We start from the raw sequence: 15,663 nt of genomic DNA, 5'->3' as shown, positions 1-15,663 counted from the left end.
TGTAGGGCTTCTTGCTCTCCAGGCCGAACCCCGTGGCACGGTGCCGGCGGAGCGGCTCCACCTCGGAGAAGGAACCCTCGTCCAGGAGCAGGTCGATCCGCTCCCGGGCGGTCAGCTTCCCCTTGGCGTGCTGGCGTTCGGTGGCGGCGGGGTCGGGTCCCTCGTGGACCTCGTCCCTGATGAGGTTCAGTTCCTCGACGCGTTCGCGCAGGGTCCACTCGCGCGGGTGGTCCACCTGGTTCGGCGTGGTCTTTCCTGCGACAGGCATGGGATCTCGCTTCCGGAGGAGGTGGTCAGAGGGCCGGGCCGGCGTCGGCCCGTACGTCCGGGGCGGCGGCGCCCGGCAGGAGGGCCCGGGCCGGCAGCCGGCGCACGGTGGTGGTGACGGGCGGGTCGCCCAGGAGGGCGGCGGCCGCGTGGTGGCGGGGGCCGCCGGGGATGTCCAGGAGGGTCCAGCCCGCCGGGCGGCGGGCCGGGTCGGCGCCGAGGTAGTCGGCGGCGGGGCTGCGGCCGAGGCCGGTGCCGAGGCCCTTGAGGAAGGCCTCCTTGCGGGTCCACAGCTGCCCGAAGGCGGCCTGGCGGTCCGGCGGGGGCAGCGCGTCGAGTTCCTCGCGCTCCTCCGCGTGCAGGGCGGAGGTGCAGACCGCGACCGTCTGGGGCCGGGGCAGCCGCTCCACGTCCACGCCGACCGTCCGCCCGGCGACGCCCACCAGGACCATGCCGTGGCTGTGGGAGAGGGAGAAGTGCAGCGGCGGGTCGGGGTGGGCGACGGCGGGTCTGCCGTGCGGCCCCTGGCAGCCGGGACAGGGTTCGCGGACGAAGGTGACGTCCTGCGGCGGCCGTGCCAGATAGGCCCCGAGCAGCCGGCGCAGCGCGATGTGCGCGGTGGCGTAGGTGGCGGCGTCGGAGGGCCGGATGAAGGAGGCGGTGCGCTTGCGTTCGGCCTCGTCCAGCTCGGAGGTGTCCAGCCGGTCGCGCACCGCCTCGGGCCCGGGGGTGGCGATCAGCCACAGGTCGAGGCTGTCCTGTCCGACCGCCGTGGGGGCGGGGGCGGTGGCGGTGGCCGTCATACGGTGGCCGCGGGCGCCGCGGACCGCTGGGAGGGGCCGTCCCCGGGGCCGAGCTGCCGGGCCAGGCAGTCGACGAGCTCGGCGGCGCTGTTGGCGCGCAGCAGCGACTGGAGCTTGAGCTCCACGCCGAGCGCGGCCTCCATCCGGGCCTGGAGCTCCATGCCGTTGATGGAGCCCACGCCCAGGCTGTTCATGGGCCGCCCGGTGGTGTCGACGCTCTCGGGGGCGACGCCCAGGACCCGGCCGATCTCCTGGCGCACGTAGGCGTCGAGGAGGCGGGAGCGCTCGGCGTAGTCGGAGTGAGCCAGGACGGCCAGGTCCGGCACGGTCACCGGGGCGGCCTCGGCGGCCTCCAGGTCGAACGCGAAGGCCTCGTCGAAGTCGACGTCGAACTCCGGGTCGTAGTCGAGGCCGAGGGCCAACGAGTCCCAGTCGTAGGTGTTCTGGTACGTGCTCATGGGTCTCCCAAACAGCGGAAGGGGCGGAACGGACATGGCGGAGGGGGCCGGCGGGGCCGGCGGCGGGTTCCTCAGCGGGCGGGCCGGGGCCGGCGCGCCACTCCGGTGAGGGCGACCAGCAGGCCGGCCAGGCCGACGGCGGTCACCAGCCACATCGCGGGCCGGTAGGCGGCCATGACTTCCTGCGGGGAGGCGCCGGCGGGCGCCTCGTTCGCCGCGAGGAGGGCCGCGGTCGCGGCGACCATCAGGGCGGCGCCGAGCTGGACGGCCGTCTGGTAGGCACCGCCCGCCTCGCCCCGCCGCTCGGGCGGGAAGCCCGAGACGGCCTGCATGTTGAGGGCCGCGAAGGAGGCGACGAAGCCGGCCCCGACCAGCAGCATGGTCGGCAGGATGTCGGTGACGTAGTCCGGGGAGGCGGGCAGCCGCAGGTAGAGGGCGTAGCCGGCCAGGGGGGCGAGGGCGCCGACGGTGATCAGCCGGGGGGTGCCGAAGCGGCGTACGAGCCGTCCGGAGGCCAGCGCGGTGACGGCCAGGGGCAGGCTCGCCGGGAGGACGGCCAGCGCCGTCCGCATCGGGCCGTAGCCCAGCGCGTCGTGCGCCTGGAAGGTGACGACGAACAGCAGGCCCAGGTACGAGCCGTTGAGGCAGGCGGCACCGAGCGCCGAGCGCAGCATGGTGCGTTCCGTCAGGACGGCGGGGCGGATCAGGGGCTGGGCGGTGGTGCGTTCGACGTAGAGGAACGCGCCGAGGAGCACGGCGGTCGCGGCCAGCGGCACGAGGGTGCGCGCGGCGCCGAGGCCGTGGTGGGGCAGGCCGGAGAGGGCGTACACCAGGGAGCTCAGGGCGGCCGACAGGGTGAGGGCGCCGGCGAGGTCGTAGCGGCGCGGCGCGGTGGTGTCCGCGGGCGGGTCGGCCGGCACGAGGCGCAGGCAGAAGACGAAGAGGAGCAGGACCACCGGGGCCGGGAAGAGGAAGGTCAGGCGCCAGCTGACGGTGGTCAGGGCGCCGGAGAGGAGCAGTCCGGCGGTGAAGCCGGAGGCCCCGGCCAGGGTGTAGACGGAGACGGCGCGGTCGCGTTCGCGGCCCTCGGGGAAGGCGGTGGCGAGGATGGCCAGGCCGGTGGGTGCCGTCAGGGCGGCGCAGAAGCCCTTGACGAACCGGGTGGCGATCAGCACCGCCGGGTCGCCGGTCAGGGCGGCGACGAGGGAGGCGGCCGCGAAGGCGAGCAGCGCGACGAGGTACATGCGGCGCCGGCCGAGGTGGGTGACGACGCGGGCGCCGAAGAGCATCAGGGCGCCGAAGCCGAGGGCGAAACCGCTCATCGTCCACTGCGCGGTGGTGGCGGCCAGGCCGAGGTCGTCACCGATCGACGGCAGGGCCACGACGGCCACGGACACCTCGAGGGCGTCGATGAGCATATTGCCGGCGAGGACCAGCAGGAGGCCCCACAGGCGGGGGCCCCACCGGTCGGAGGGCGCCGCGGCGACGGGGAAGGGGAGGGTCGACGAGCGGTTCATGGTCCTTTTCCGAAACCCTGTGGGAAAGAAGGAAAGAGGGAGGGGCGGCGGCCCGGGGGGAACGGGCGGGGGGCCGGCCGCAGAGGGATGCGGCCGGCCCCGCCGGTTGCGCGCCGGGCGCGCGGGCGCCCGAGGGGCCCGGGAGTGCCCTGCGGTGACGGCCTCAGCCGAGGAGGGTGCCGCCGGTGGCGTCGAGGAAGGCGCCGGTGATCCAGCGGGCGTCGTCGGTGGCCAGGAAGGCGACGACGTCGGCGACGTCCTGCGGCTCGCCGACCCGGTTGAAGGCGGACAGGGCCGCCATCTGGTCGACGACCTCGGGGATGTCGAACGCCGGGTTGCCGTTGCGGGTGATGCCCGGGGCGACGCTGTTGATGGTGATGTTGCGCGGGCCCAGGAGCTTGGCGAAGTGCAGGGCGAGCTGCTCGACGGCGCCCTTGGTCATCGCGTAGGCGATCTCCTCGGGGTTGGCCACCTTGGTGAGGCCGGAGGAGATGTTGATGATGCGGCCGCCGTTCGGCATGTTCTTCAGGGCGCGCTGGATGATGAAGAACGGCGCCTTGGCGTTGACGGCGTAGAGGCGGTCGAACTGCTCCGGGGTGGTGTCCTCGGCCGCGACGCCGCCCATCACACCGGCGTTGTTGACGAGGATGTTCAGCTCGGTGGTGCCGGTGCGGTCCTTCAGGCCCCGCTCCAGGCCGAGGAACAGCTCGTGGACGTCGCCGGTGACGCCCAGTTCGGCGCGGACGGCGAAGGCGCGGCCGCCGTCCTTCTCGATGGTGGCGACGACGTCCTCGGCCGCCTCCTTGCCGTTGGTGTAGTGGACGGCGACGAGCGCGCCTTCCCGCGCCAGCCGGATCGCGGTGGCGCGGCCCATGCCGCGGCTGGAACCGGTGACGAGCGCGGTCTTGCCGTTGAGCCTGCCCATGGCGGTACTCCTGTCGGTCACTGAAGCTGAGGGTGCTGATGCGGGTGCGGGTGCGGCGGTGGGTGCCGCGGTGAGCAGCGCCGGGTCGCCGAACCAGCGGGTGAGGGCCGTGGTGAGGCCGTCGAGGTCGGTCCGTCCGCCGGTGGCGGCCCAGACCACGTGTCCGTCGGGGCGCACCAGGAGCGCGTCGGTCCCCTCGGGCCACTCGTCGGGCCGGACGGTCGCGTGCTCGCCGGCCGCGGCGTCGGCGGTGACGGTGCGGACGAGCGAGGACCAGGGCGCCGCGGTGGCGGCGAACCGGCCGGTGCCGGACGGTGTGCCGGACGGGCCGCCCGTGAGGTCCAGGAGCAGGCCCTTGCCGGTGCGCAGCAGGGAGGTGGTGGTGGCGGGTCCGTCGGCGGTCTCCAGCGGCCGGTGCGGCAGCCGGGCGCCGAGCAGCGGGTGGGTGCCCTCCCCCACGTCGTAGCGGACGTCGAGCCCGGAGATCATGCCGGCGAGGTGGGTGCGGACGCCCTCGTCCGCGATCAGCTCGGCCAGCACCTCGCGGGCGGCCTCGACCTCGCCGCCGCCGAGCAGCAGCAGGGCCTGGGCCTGGATGTTGCTCAGGGTGCGGCGGCCGACGGCGTGGCGCTCGGTGTGGTAGCTGTCCAGGAGCCCTTCGGGGCCCCGGCCGGCGACCTGGGCGGCCAGCTTCCAGCCGAGGTTGACGGCGTCCTGGAGGCCGAGGTTGAGGGCCTGGCCGCCGATCGGCATCTGCCGGTGGGCGGCGTCGCCGGCGAGGAAGAGCCGGTAGTCCCGGTAGGTCGCCGCCTGGCGGGAGCCGTCGGTGAAGGCGTTGACCCACAGCGGGGTGCCCGAGCCGATGTCCTCACCGGTGACGCGCCGCCAGGCGCCGACGATCTCGGCGAAGTCGAGGTCGCCGGTGCGGGGTCCGTCCTCGCGGTCGAACTCGCAGACCATGACGCGGGTGACGCCGTCGGGCCGGCGGGCGGCGATCGCGAGGCCCCCGGGCAGCCGCTGGAAGCGGCGCGCGGGGATGTCGATGCCCGCGACGTCGGCGCGCAGCAGCTCACGGGTGGCGACGGTGCCGGGGAAGTCGAAGCCGCCCAGGGCGCGGACCGCGCTGTCCTCGCCGTCGCAGCCGACCAGGCACTTGGCGCGCAGGTGGACGGTGCCGTCGGGGCCCTCGACCTCGGCGCCTGCGTAGTCGCCGGTGATGTCGAGGGCACGCAGCCGGTGGCCGCGCAGGACGACCGCGCCGAGGCCGGTCGCCCACTCCTGGAGCAGTTCCTCGGTGCGGATCTGCGGGACCTTCCACTGCCCGGGGTACGGGCTGGGGAGGGTGAGGTCCAGGGGGATGCCGCCGAAGTGGCCCATGGTCTCGCCGGGCACGGTGCCGAGCTTCTCCAGCAGGCCCCGGCTGTCCAGGATCTCCATGGTGCGGGCGTGCAGGGTGGTGGCCCGCGACTCGGTGCCGGGCTCGGTGCGCTGCTCGACGACGATGACGTCCGCGCCGGCGAGCCGGAGCTCGCCGGCGAGCATCAGTCCCACGGGCCCCGCACCGACCACGATCACCTGGGTTTCGGTGAAGGGGTGGTCGGCCATGGTCAGCGCTGCTGCTCGGCGTGGGCCTTGGCGTGGTTCAGCGTCGCGGTGCTGTTGGTGCTCAGGGCGGTGTGGACGTAGGCCCTGGCCTCGGCGACACCGGCGTCCGGACCGAGGATCTTGGTGATGTTCTCGGTGTTGAGGGTGACGGTGTGCTGGGAGGAGGCGGCGACGCCGTCCTCGTTCTCGGCGAACGTCCAGTAGCCGGTGTGCAGCGTCATGAGCGCCGGCAGGGTGACCTGCTTGTAGGCGATCTTGTGGCTGGGGAAGGTGACCCGGTAGGACTTGGTGGTGTGGGTCGAGCCGTCCTTGGCGCGGGTGTCCATCTCCAGGCTCTGGAGGCCGGGGGTGTCCTCCTCCAGCCGGACGGTGGCCACGTGCGGGAGGCGCTCGGACCACAGGTGCGCCTCGTTGATGAAGTCGAAGACGTCCTTGGCGGAGCCGTTGATCTGGACGGTGTCCTCGAAGGAGAAGGTCACCTCCTCGGCGGCGTGGGCGAGTTCGACGTTGCTCTTCAGCGCGGCGAGCTCGGAGCGCGAGTTGCGGTCGACGGCCTCGTCGATCCACGCCAGCGACTCGGGGGCCTCGTCGACGGCGGTGTAGTCGTGCAGCAGCCGGACCCGGGAGGTGCCCTCGGAGAGCGGCTCGATGATCCAGGTGCCGCCCATGGTGGCGACGGGCGGGGTGGAGACCTCCTGGCGGAAGGTGATGCGCAGGGCCTCGGGGTCCAGCGTGCGGCGGCTGGTCCAGTTCTTGGGCTCGCCGTTGGCGGTGGCCCAGATGCGGATGCGCTCGGTGTTCTCGCCCTGCTCGAGGTGGTCGACGTAGATGGTGGGCGGGAAGATGCGCGGCCAGTTCGCGACGTCGGCGATCAGGCGGTAGACGGCGGCGGCCGGGGCCGAGACGGTGATCTCGTGCTCCACCTCGCGCAGCGGGGACTGCGGCATGTCCGGAACTCCTTGGTGTGTGCCAGTCGGTGGCGGGTCGGTCGGAACGGTGATTGCTGAGCGCGGGCTCTAGAAGTTGCCGAGGCCGCCGCAGACGTTGAGGGCCTGCGCGGTGATGGAGGCGGCGGTGTCGGAGGCGAGGTAACCGACCAGGCCGGCGACCTCCTCCGGGGTGGAGTAGCGGCCCAGCGGGATCTTCGACTGGAACTTCTGGAGGATCGCGTCCTCGGTGGCGTCGTACGCGGCGGCGTAGCCCTGGCGGACGCGCTGGGCCATCGGCGTCTCGACGTAGCCGGGGCAGACGGCGTTCACGGTGATGCCGGTCGGGGCGAGCTCGTTGCCCAGGGCCTTGGTGAAGCCGACGACGCCGTGCTTGGAGGCGGAGTACGGGGCACCCAGGACGACACCCTGCTTACCGGCGGTCGAGGCGATGTTGATGATGCGGCCGCGGTCCTTGTTGCGCAGGCCACCGGTGGTGAGGACCTCGCGGGTGAGACGGAAGACGCTGTTGAGGTTGGTGTCGATGACGTCGTGCCACAGCTCGTCGTCGATGTCGGCCGTGACGCCACCGCCGCTGCGGCCGGCGTTGTTGACCAGGACGTCGACGGTGCCGAAGCGGTCGACGGCGGCCTGGACGAAGGCGCGGGCGTCCTCGGTGGAACGGACGTCGAGGGTGGTGCCGTCGACGTCGAGGCCCTCGGCCTGGAGCTGCTTGACGGTCTCGGCGACGTTGTCGGCGTTGCGGGCGCCGATGAAGACCTGGTGGTTCTGCGAGGCCAGCAGGCGGGCGACGGCGAGGCCGATGCCGCTGGTGCCGCCGGTGACGAGAGCGACGCGAGGGGTGCTGGTCATGGGGTGCTGCTCCTGAGGTGTCGAAAGTCATGGGTGCCGGGTGGTGTGCCCGGGAGGGGCGGGCGCCGTGGTCAGGGAGTGGCCCGTGGTCACGGCGCCCGCGGGGCGGGGCCGTGCGCCGGCCGGGAAGGGCGGCCGGCGCACGGTCCCACCGGGGGTGTCAGACGCCGACGGCGTCCTTCAGCAGGGCGTTGACGGTGGCGACGAGGGCGCGCGGGGTGCGGTTCTCGGCGAGCGTGTCGTCGTCGAAGGAGATGCCGTACTCGCGCTCGATGCGGCCGCCGGTCTCCAGCAGCGCCAGCGACTCGTAGCCGAGCTCCTCGAAGTCGGTGTCGAGGATGTCGCTGTCGAGGTCGACGCCCTCGTCGGCGCCGGCGCCCTCGAGGAGGATGCGCTTGAGGTCGTCGATGGTGAATTCCTGGGACATGCCGGTCCTTTCACAGGTGTTTCGGTGCCGCCGGGCGGCGGTCCGGAAGAGCGGGGGTGCGCCCGCCGCGGCCCTCCGAGCGGGGGTACGAGGGCCGCGGCGAGCGGGTCTACGGGCTTCTAGTCCGCGGCGCGGACGACGACGGCGGAGTTGAAGCCGCCGTAGCCGCGGGCGAGGACCAGGGCGGCGCGCACGGGAGCCGTGCGGGCCGAGCCGGTGACCAGGTCGATGTCGTACTCGGGCGAGAGCGTGACGTTGGTGGTGGGCGGGATGAGGCCCTCGCGCATGGCCAGCACCGCGGCGACGACGTCCACCGGCGCGGCACCGGAGTACAGGCGGCCGGTCATCGTCTTGGGCGCGGTGACCGGGACGCCGCCGGGGCCGAAGACGGCGCTGATGGCGTCGGCCTCGACGCGGTCCAGCTCGGGGGTGCCGGCGGCGTCGGCGAAGACGACGTCGATGTCGCCCGCCGTAAGGCCGGCGTCGGCCAGGGCGGCCTCGATGGCGCGGCGCAGACCGGGCTCGCGGCCGCTGCCGGGCTTGGGGTCGAAGGTCGCGCCGTAACCGGCGATCTCACCGTAGATGTTGGTGGCGCCGCGGCCGCGGGCGGCCTCGGCGTCCTCCAGGATGAGCAGGGCGCCGCCCTCGCCGGGCACGTAGCCGTTGGCGTCCGTGTCGAAGGGGAGGTAGGCCCGCTCCGGGTTCTCGTCGGTGCTCATCAGGCCGCCGGCGAGCTGGGCGACCCAGCCCCAGGGGCAGATGGAGGCGTCGAAGCCGCCGGAGAAGATGAGCTTGCTGCCCTTGCGGATCTGCCGGCGGGCCTGGGCGATGGCGTCGAGGCCGCCCGCCTGGTCGCTGACGACGACGCCGCTGGGGCCCCGCATGCCGTTGCGGATGGAGATCTGGCCGCTGTTGACCGCGTAGAACCAGGCGAAGGACTGGTAGGCGGAGACGTACTGGCTGCCCTGGCCCCAGAGCTTCTTCAGCTCGTTCTGGCCGAACTCGAAGCCGCCGGAGGCGCTGGCGGTGACGACGCCCATGTCGAACTCGGGGATGTCGCCGGGCTTGACGCCGGCGTCCTCGAAGGCGCAGTCGGCCGCGACGAGCGCGAGCCGCGTCATGCGGTCGGTCTGCGGGATCAGCCGGCTGGGCAGGTGGTCCTCGGCGGTGAAGTCGTGGATCTCGCCGGCCAGCTTGGACGGGTACTGCGCTGCGTCGAAGCGGGTGACGGGGCCGATCGCGTTCTTGCCGACGCGGGTGGCGGCCCAGTAGTCGTCCACGCCCAGGCCGTTGGGGGTGGCGACGCCGATGCCGGTGATGACTACCTTGGCGGTCACGCCAGGCTCCTTTCGGGACGGGCCAGGACCATGGCGCTCTGGAATCCGCCGAAGCCGCTGCCCACGGTCAGGACGGCGTCGGTGGTGTGCTCCCGGGCGGTGAGCGGGACGTAGTCCAGGTCGCACTCGGGGTCCGGGGTGTGCAGGTTCGCGGTGGGCGGCACCACGTTGTTCTCCATCGCCAGCACCGAGGCGGCGATCTCGATCGAGCCGATGGCGCCGAGCGAGTGGCCGACCATGGACTTGATGGAGCTGACCGGGGTGCGGTACGCGTGGTCGCCGAGGCTCAGCTTGAACGCGGCCGTCTCGTGGCGGTCGTTCTGCTTGGTGCCCGAGCCGTGCGCGTTGATGTAGTCGATGCCCTCGGGGTTCATCCGGGCCTCGTCCAGGGCGACCTTGATGGCCTCGGCCATCTCACGGCCGTCGGGGCGCAGGCCCGTCATGTGGAAGGCGTTGCAGCGCGAGGCGTAGCCGGCGATCTCGGCGTAGATGCGGGCGCCGCGCTTGCGGGCGCTCTCCAGCTCCTCCAGGACGAAGCAGGCGGAGCCCTCGCCCAGGACGAAGCCGTTGCGGGTGCCGTCGAACGGCCGCGAGGCGTGCTCGGGGTCGTCGTTGCGGGGCGTGGTGGCCTTGATCGCGTCGAAGCAGGCCATGGTGATCGGCGAGATCGGGGCGTCGGTCGCGCCGGTGATCATCACATCGGCGGTGCCCTCGCGGATGAGCTCGACGGCGTGGCCGACGGAGTCGATGCCGGAGGTGCAGCCCGTGGAGACCACGGTGGCCGGGCCCTCGGCGCCGGTCGCCCAGGCGACCTCGGCGGCGAACGAGCTGGGCACGAAGTGGTTGTAGAGGTGCTGCGGGGTGTACTTGTGGTCGACGAGGTCCAGCCGGCCGCCGTCGCTGACGACGCGGTACTCGTTGTCCAGGCCGGTGGTGGCGCCGACCGCGCTGCCGATGGTGACACCGGTGCGGTAGGGGTCGAGGCCGGCCAGGTCCAGGCCGCTGTCGGCCAGGGCCTCACGGGCGGTCACGACGCCGAACTGGGCGGCGCGGTCCATCCGCCGGATCTCCTGCGGGCCGAGCCCGTGCAGCTCCGGGTCGAAGTCCGCCTCGGCCGCGACCTTGGAGCGGAACGGCGACGGGTCGAAGAAGGTGATGCCGCGCGTGGCCGTGCGGCCCTCGCTCAGCAGGCTCCAGAAGTTCTTGGTGCCGATGCCACCCGGCGCCAGCACTCCGATTCCGGTGATTACTACTCGGCGCCCCACTACAGGTCGCCTCCCCTCGTGTCGTACGTCGGGTGGTCGGTCGGCTTCACTTGCCAGCCGTCCAGTCGTAGAAGCGGGTGGCCATGGCGTCCTTCGGCGACCGCCAGGTCGCCGGGTCGTAGGCCTGGATGAACGGCTTGAGGTCCTCGCTGATCCCGACGAAGCGCGGGTCGGACTTGGCCTCCTCGATGAGCTCGCCGCCGTTGTCCGTGTCGAAGTCCTGGAGGTGGAAGTACAGGCCCCGGTACGAGAACAGCTGGCGGCGCCTGGTGCCCATGCGGTGCGGCATCTCGGTGGCGTCGAAGTCACCGAAGAGCTTGGCTACGTCGACGCTGTGGCCGGGGTCCATACGGGCCACGATCAGGGTGCTGTGCATGGTGGTTCTCTCTCTTCGGGAAGCGGTTTCGGGAAGAAGAAGTCGGGGCCGGCCGGTCAGCGGCCGGTGCGGTAGAGGCGCAGGAAGTCCTCGACGCCCTGGGCGACGAGCACGGCGGTGTGCTCCTCGGCCAGTGGCAGGGCGCCGTGGAAGGACGCCTGGACGACCGCGAGGGTGGTCAGCTGGACGAAGCGGACGGCGGCGCGGTCGGCGTCGTCGATGTCCAGCAGGCCGGAGTCGGCCACCGTGCGCAGGCGGTGGGCGAGGTCGGTCTGTGCCTGGCGGGGGCCCGCCGTCTGCCACTTCTCGGCCACGCCGGCGGGCAGTTCGGTGATCTCCGCGGCGAGGTGCCGGACGATCGCGAAGTGCTCGGGGAAGGCGTCCAGGGCGGACAGCCAGGCGTGGGCGAGGTCGGTGAGCTCCGTGCCCAGGTCGACCGACTCCCCCGGGCCGGGCCTGGCGACGGCCACGTCGGCCAGGTGTGCGGCGACGGAGGCCGAGGAGTCCAGGAGGACGGACAGCAGCAGCTGCCCGGTGTCCCCGGCGCAGGCGCGTACCTCGTCCCGGCTCACGCCGGCGGACGCGGCGATCGCCTCGGCCGTGGTGCGCCCCCAGCCCTGGCGGGCGAGGACGGCGCGGGCGGCCCGTGCGACGGCCTGCCGCTCCGCCGCCGTGGGCACGGGAGCGGTCGCGTCGGGTGTCGCGTCAGGGGTGGACGTCATGGCGGTCTCCGGGGGTACGGGGCGGGTCGCGGGGTGCGGGTGCGTCAGACGCGGGCCTCGCCGAACCAGCGCTCCAGCGCCATGGGCAGGTCGTGGTGGCTGCCCGGCGCGGCCCAGGCGACATAGCCGTCGGGGCGCACCAGGACGGCGGCGGTGCCCTCCAGCGGGTGCCCGGCCGGCACGCCGTGCGGCGCGGCGGTGACGATGTCGACGCGGTCGGAGAAGCCGGCGGCGCGGGCGCGCAGCGTGGCGTTGTCCTCCAGGTCGAGCAGCAGGCCGCGGCCGGCGTGCAGGAGCTCGGTGCTGGACGTCTTGCGGTCCGGGGTGACCAGCTCCAGGCGCGGCATGCGCTTGCCCAGGAGCGGGTGGTCGCCGCGGCCGACGTTGTAGGTGATCTCCAGGCCGCTGACCATGCCGGCCAGGTGACGGCTGACCGGCTCGTAGGCGATGAGCTCGTTGAGCACGTCGCGCAGCGGCTGGACCTCCGGGCCGGAGAGGAAGAGCAGGCCCTGGGCGCGGGTGTTCATCAGCAGCCGCTGACCCACCGGGTGGCGCTCGTCGTGGTAGGTGTCGAGCAGCGACTCCGGGGACCGGCCGCCCACGACCGCGGCGAGCTTCCAGCCGAGGTTGACCGCGTCCTGGATGCTGGTGTTCATGCCCTGGCCGCCGGCGGGCAGGTGGATGTGGGCGGCGTCGCCGGCCAGGATGACCCGGCCGCGCCGGTACTCGGTGACCTGGCGGGTCGCGTCGCCGAAGGAGGAGACCCACTCCGCCTCGGCGTGCGAGATGTCGGTGCCGGTCAGGCGCTGCCAGGCGGCGGCGACCTCCTCGAAGGAGGGCGGCGTGGTGCGCCGCTGCGGCGGGGTGCCGCGCTCGCAGACGATGATGCGGGTGGTGCCGCCGGGCAGCGGGCCGACCATCACCATGCCGCCCGGCAGGGTCTCACCGATCATGCGCGGCTCGAGGTCGACGCCGCGGATGTCGGCGAGGAACATCTCCAGGGTGGCCCCGGTGCCGGGGAAGTCGAAGCCGGCCGCCTTGCGGATGAGGCTGCGGCCGCCGTCACAGCCGATCAGGTAGCGGGCGGTGAGGGTCTTGACGCCCTCGGGGCCGCGGACCTCGACGGTGACGTGGTCGCCCTCGTCGGTGAAGGAGAGCACCTCGTGGCTGCGCCGCAGGTCGGTGCCCAGCTCGGTGACCCACTCCTCCAGCACGGTCTCGGTGTGCGACTGCGGGATGGACTTGGCCGCCTGCTGCGCGCCCTCCAGCACCGCGAAGTCGACCGGCAGGCCGCCGAAGTGGCCCTGGTTGCTGGTCTCGATGTCACCGAAGCGGGAGAGCAGCCCGCGCTGGTCGAAGATCTCCATGGTGCGGGCGGTGAAGCCCAGTCCACGGGACTCCCCCGTGCGCTTCGGCAGCTTCTCCAGGACGATGACCTCCACTCCCGCGAGCCGCAGTTCACCGGCGAGCATGAGCCCGGCCGGACCGGCGCCCGCGATTATCACGGCAGCGTCCATGGACCTCTCCTTGGGTGTGAATATTCCTTCGAGGGGGCCGCGTCGGCGGCCGGATGAGAATGCAGCGCCCGAAGGCCGGTGCAACCGGCCGCGCAAACAGTTCGGTGACGCTGGTAAAGAGCTTCTTCGCTTTCCTCGTCCGGAGTCAAGGTGCCTTGATCCAGGTTTTCGTGAGGAAATGTCAGAGCCTTGCAAGATCCGCACCAGAGCTGGGTGACGGAGGCAGATCCGCAGGTGAGAGGCGTTTTACGACCCTGTGGCCACCGACTTTTCGACAGCTCTGCGGATACTGGACAACAGCTTCTTCGCCCGCACCCCCACCCGTCAAGGGCCGGATGTTCAGGGGAGTGTGAAGCTGTGTCAAGGAAGCTAAAATTCCATCAGGTCCATACAAAGCGACCCCCACTTCCTTGCCCGCACGACCCGGCGTAATTATGTTTCGCCGGTACCGCCATTTCCTTTTCGGAGGGCAAGGGCGGACGGACATGAGCCATGGGGGACACAAAGATGAACATGAATCGGGAACCGGTGGGCGCGTTGTGCCGAGGGGCGGGCTGCGCCCGGCGCGGCGCCTCGGAGGACGGCGGGCCCGCCGCCCGGCCCGTCCCGGCCGGGGCGGCGCTGTGCGAGGCGTGCCGGGCACGCCTGGTGCGCGAGCTCGCCGGGCTGCCGGGGCTGTACGAGGAGTGCGGCCGGCTGCTGGGCGGCTCGGAGCGGTCCCAGGAGAGGGTCTCGGGCGGTCCGCTGCCCGGGATGCCCTTCAACGCCGCCGCTTCCGAGGCCCGTTCGGCGATCCTGGGCGTACTGGGCTCCTGGTCGGGGCTGGTGGCGGACGAGCGGCGGCTGCGCGCGACCCCGCCGCGGGAGCCGGCGCCGATGACGCGCTTCCTCCTGCTGCACGCCGGCTGGCTGGCCGGCCACCCGGCGGCCGACGCCCTCTCCCGCGAGGTCGCCAAGGCGGTGCGGCGCGCGCGTCATGTGATCGAGCCCGTGGCGCCGCGCCGGGTCGCGGTCGGCGCCTGTGTGGAGGCCGGCTGCCGGGGCGGTCTGACGGTGACGCTCCGCCCCGGGGACACCAGCCCCACCGCCATCACCTGTGACACCGACCCCGCGCACCACTGGCCCGGCAGCCAGTGGCTCGGGCTCGGCCGCCGCATCGCGGCGGCCCGGCGGGACGAGGGAGCGGCACGGGTGCGCTGGCTGGGCGCCGGGGACATCGCCCGGCTGTGGGGCATCGCGCCGGGCAGCGTCTACCGTCACGCGAGCGAGCGCGGCTGGCGCAGACTGAGCCGCTCGGGCCGCACGTATTACCACGAGGCGGACGTCCAGGAGACGCTGGAGTCACGGACGGGAACGGCCAAGACGGGCTGAGCTCACACGCCGGCCGGGCCGAATCCCGGCCCGGACGGCGTGTGAGGCCACCGCGCGGAGCGCGCAAGGGGGCCCGAGGGACGTCAGCCCCCGATTCGGGAAGGGGCGGGTACGGGAAAGAATCCGCCCCGGCACCCGCACGGGGCACCGGGGCGGACCACTGACCACAAGGGTCACAGAGTCACCGTCTCCACCAGCAAGGTGCGCGGCAACTCCCGCCGCACCAGACTCAATTCCTCACTCGACAGCGAAGCCGTCGTCACCACCAGACACCGCAGCCCCTGGAGCCCTGCCAGCCCCTCCCTCGCCATCTCACGGAAGGCCGGCGCGCCCAGGCGCGCCACCGTGACCCTCTCCTCCCGTATCAGCGTGGCCAGTTCGCGCGGCCCGAGGCCCCGGGGGGCGATCAGCAGCTGCGCGCCGGCCATCAGCGGCGCCCAAAGGCCCAGCGCCGACCCGCCGTCCGGGCCGTACGCGCTGAGGGCGACATCACCGGGGCGTACGGGCAGGAAGCGGGCGTCCTCGACCAGGGCGGTGAGCGCCTTGTGCGGCACGCACACCCCCCAGGGCGCGGAGGCGGGGCCGGTCACGGGCAGCACGTAGGCCGGCCCGTGTGCCGGGACCCCGGTCGCCGGGGGCACGGCACCGCGCGGGGCGGGCACCGTGGTGGGGCCCAGGAGCAGGGTGGGGATCGGTTCGTTCCAGTCCCCGGCGAACAGTTCCTGGGTGATGACGGCGCGGGCGCCGGTGTTGCGCAGCAGCGCCGCGCGGTCGCCGCCCCGGGGGTGCTCGCCCGGGCCGAGGGCGAGGTAGGCGCCGCCGGCCTTGAGGACGGCCAGCAGCGCGGTGACCTGCCGTGCGGAGGGCTCGAGGCACACCGCGACCGTGTCGCCCTCGCGGACGCCGAGGGCGCGCAGCCGGTGCGCCAGGTGGTTGGCCCGCCGGTCGAGCGCCGTGTACGTGAGCGTGGCGTCATGGGCGCGGACCGCGGTGCGGTGCGGGAAGGCGGCCGCCTGCCGCTCGACCGTGCCGTGCACCGTGTCCGCCGGGGAGGGCGTGACCGAGGGCGCGTACGGGGGGCCGGGCGGCGCGGTGGCCATGGGCAGGGGGCCCGGGAGGGCCGGGAGCGTGGGGACGGGCATGACCGGTCAGTCCTTGATCTCGCAGATGACGGCGCCGGAGGAGACGGAGGCACCGACCTCGGCGGTGATGCCCTTGACCGTGCCCGCGCGGTGCGCGTTCAGCGGCTGCTCCATCTTCATCGCTTCCAGGAC

16 protein-coding genes are annotated in these 15,663 nt (G+C 73.2%); 1 reads left to right on the top strand and 15 read right to left on the bottom strand.

Annotated elements, in window-relative coordinates; translation table 11 throughout:
• The 13 genes from LUZ64_RS35665 to LUZ64_RS35605 all read right to left on the bottom strand — a co-directional run.
• Nucleotides 1-268: carboxyl transferase domain-containing protein (locus LUZ64_RS35665; protein WP_276522631.1), on the bottom strand; the 268-nt coding region annotated here is incomplete at its 3' end.
• A gap of 25 nt (nucleotides 269-293) precedes the next feature.
• On the bottom strand, nucleotides 294-1,070 hold the full coding sequence (locus LUZ64_RS35660; protein ID WP_095581566.1) for a 4'-phosphopantetheinyl transferase family protein: 777 nt from the start codon (nucleotides 1,068-1,070) through the stop codon (nucleotides 294-296).
• Nucleotides 1,067-1,528 (bottom strand): acyl carrier protein, encoded by a 462-nt coding sequence (locus tag LUZ64_RS35655; protein ID WP_170116751.1) that lies wholly within the window; start codon nucleotides 1,526-1,528, stop codon nucleotides 1,067-1,069. The genes LUZ64_RS35660 and LUZ64_RS35655 overlap by 4 nt, the downstream gene beginning before the upstream one ends.
• Nucleotides 1,529-1,599: 71 nt before the next feature.
• On the bottom strand, nucleotides 1,600-3,045 hold the full coding sequence (locus LUZ64_RS35650; protein ID WP_095581269.1) for an MFS transporter: 1,446 nt from the start codon (nucleotides 3,043-3,045) through the stop codon (nucleotides 1,600-1,602).
• Between the two features lie 163 nt (nucleotides 3,046-3,208).
• Nucleotides 3,209-5,575 (bottom strand): SDR family oxidoreductase, encoded by a 2,367-nt coding sequence (locus LUZ64_RS35645; protein ID WP_095584674.1) that lies wholly within the window; start codon nucleotides 5,573-5,575, stop codon nucleotides 3,209-3,211.
• Nucleotides 5,576-5,577: 2 nt separating this feature from the next.
• A complete protein-coding gene (locus tag LUZ64_RS35640) occupies nucleotides 5,578-6,522 on the bottom strand; it encodes an aromatase/cyclase (RefSeq protein ID WP_095584673.1) in 945 nt (314 codons plus the stop codon).
• A gap of 69 nt (nucleotides 6,523-6,591) precedes the next feature.
• Nucleotides 6,592-7,374, bottom strand: a complete 783-nt coding sequence (gene fabG / locus LUZ64_RS35635; protein ID WP_087929396.1) for a 3-oxoacyl-ACP reductase FabG — start codon at nucleotides 7,372-7,374, stop codon at nucleotides 6,592-6,594.
• A 160-nt stretch (nucleotides 7,375-7,534) separates the two neighbouring features.
• Nucleotides 7,535-7,801 (bottom strand): acyl carrier protein, encoded by a 267-nt coding sequence (locus tag LUZ64_RS35630; RefSeq protein ID WP_095584672.1) that lies wholly within the window; start codon nucleotides 7,799-7,801, stop codon nucleotides 7,535-7,537.
• Between the two features lie 119 nt (nucleotides 7,802-7,920).
• Nucleotides 7,921-9,138, bottom strand: a complete 1,218-nt coding sequence (locus LUZ64_RS35625) for a ketosynthase chain-length factor (RefSeq protein WP_095584671.1) — start codon at nucleotides 9,136-9,138, stop codon at nucleotides 7,921-7,923.
• A complete protein-coding gene (locus tag LUZ64_RS35620; RefSeq protein WP_095584670.1) occupies nucleotides 9,135-10,403 on the bottom strand; it encodes a beta-ketoacyl-[acyl-carrier-protein] synthase family protein in 1,269 nt (422 codons plus the stop codon). The genes LUZ64_RS35625 and LUZ64_RS35620 overlap by 4 nt, the downstream gene beginning before the upstream one ends.
• 46 nt (nucleotides 10,404-10,449) lie before the next feature.
• Nucleotides 10,450-10,779: a TcmI family type II polyketide cyclase gene (locus LUZ64_RS35615; RefSeq protein WP_095584669.1), complete on the bottom strand. Its 330-nt coding sequence runs from the start codon at nucleotides 10,777-10,779 to the stop codon at nucleotides 10,450-10,452.
• Nucleotides 10,780-10,835: 56 nt separating this feature from the next.
• Nucleotides 10,836-11,501, bottom strand: coding sequence for a TetR/AcrR family transcriptional regulator C-terminal domain-containing protein (locus LUZ64_RS35610; RefSeq protein ID WP_095584668.1), 666 nt, complete (start codon nucleotides 11,499-11,501; stop codon nucleotides 10,836-10,838).
• A gap of 44 nt (nucleotides 11,502-11,545) precedes the next feature.
• A complete protein-coding gene (locus LUZ64_RS35605) occupies nucleotides 11,546-13,018 on the bottom strand; it encodes an FAD-dependent monooxygenase (protein WP_095584667.1) in 1,473 nt (490 codons plus the stop codon).
• A gap of 513 nt (nucleotides 13,019-13,531) precedes the next feature.
• Between LUZ64_RS35605 and LUZ64_RS35600 the strand changes: the two genes are divergently transcribed.
• On the top strand, nucleotides 13,532-14,389 hold the full coding sequence (locus LUZ64_RS35600; protein WP_211305172.1) for a hypothetical protein: 858 nt from the start codon (nucleotides 13,532-13,534) through the stop codon (nucleotides 14,387-14,389).
• Nucleotides 14,390-14,562: 173 nt separating this feature from the next.
• Here the strand turns inward: LUZ64_RS35600 and LUZ64_RS35595 are convergent, their stop codons facing one another.
• Nucleotides 14,563-15,531, bottom strand: a complete 969-nt coding sequence (locus tag LUZ64_RS35595; RefSeq protein ID WP_232399059.1) for an AMP-binding protein — start codon at nucleotides 15,529-15,531, stop codon at nucleotides 14,563-14,565.
• 6 nt (nucleotides 15,532-15,537) lie between these two features.
• Nucleotides 15,538-15,663: biotin/lipoyl-containing protein (locus LUZ64_RS35590; protein WP_146166984.1), on the bottom strand; the 126-nt coding region annotated here is incomplete at its 5' end.

Source organism: Streptomyces albireticuli, from assembly GCF_021228125.1.
GTDB classification, from domain to species: Bacteria; Actinomycetota; Actinomycetes; order Streptomycetales; family Streptomycetaceae; genus Streptomyces; species Streptomyces albireticuli.
This window is presented reverse-complemented; position numbering and strand designations above follow the sequence as displayed.

Bases quoted from the DNA above. Each gene is read 5' to 3' on its own strand.
- LUZ64_RS35660 (WP_095581566.1), bottom strand. From the start codon at position 1,070: ATGACGGCCACCGCCACCGCCCCCGCCCCCACGGCGGTCGGACAGGAC.
- LUZ64_RS35655 (WP_170116751.1), bottom strand. From the start codon at position 1,528: ATGAGCACGTACCAGAACACCTACGACTGGGACTCGTTGGCCCTCGGC.
- LUZ64_RS35650 (WP_095581269.1), bottom strand. From the start codon at position 3,045: ATGAACCGCTCGTCGACCCTCCCCTTCCCCGTCGCCGCGGCGCCCTCC.
- LUZ64_RS35645 (WP_095584674.1), bottom strand. From the start codon at position 5,575: ATGGCCGACCACCCCTTCACCGAAACCCAGGTGATCGTGGTCGGTGCG.
- LUZ64_RS35640 (WP_095584673.1), bottom strand. From the start codon at position 6,522: ATGCCGCAGTCCCCGCTGCGCGAGGTGGAGCACGAGATCACCGTCTCG.
- fabG (WP_087929396.1), bottom strand. From the start codon at position 7,374: ATGACCAGCACCCCTCGCGTCGCTCTCGTCACCGGCGGCACCAGCGGC.
- LUZ64_RS35630 (WP_095584672.1), bottom strand. From the start codon at position 7,801: ATGTCCCAGGAATTCACCATCGACGACCTCAAGCGCATCCTCCTCGAG.
- LUZ64_RS35615 (WP_095584669.1), bottom strand. From the start codon at position 10,779: ATGCACAGCACCCTGATCGTGGCCCGTATGGACCCCGGCCACAGCGTC.
- LUZ64_RS35610 (WP_095584668.1), bottom strand. From the start codon at position 11,501: ATGACGTCCACCCCTGACGCGACACCCGACGCGACCGCTCCCGTGCCC.
- LUZ64_RS35605 (WP_095584667.1), bottom strand. From the start codon at position 13,018: ATGGACGCTGCCGTGATAATCGCGGGCGCCGGTCCGGCCGGGCTCATG.
- LUZ64_RS35600 (WP_211305172.1), top strand. From the start codon at position 13,532: ATGAATCGGGAACCGGTGGGCGCGTTGTGCCGAGGGGCGGGCTGCGCC.
- LUZ64_RS35595 (WP_232399059.1), bottom strand. From the start codon at position 15,531: ATGCCCGTCCCCACGCTCCCGGCCCTCCCGGGCCCCCTGCCCATGGCC.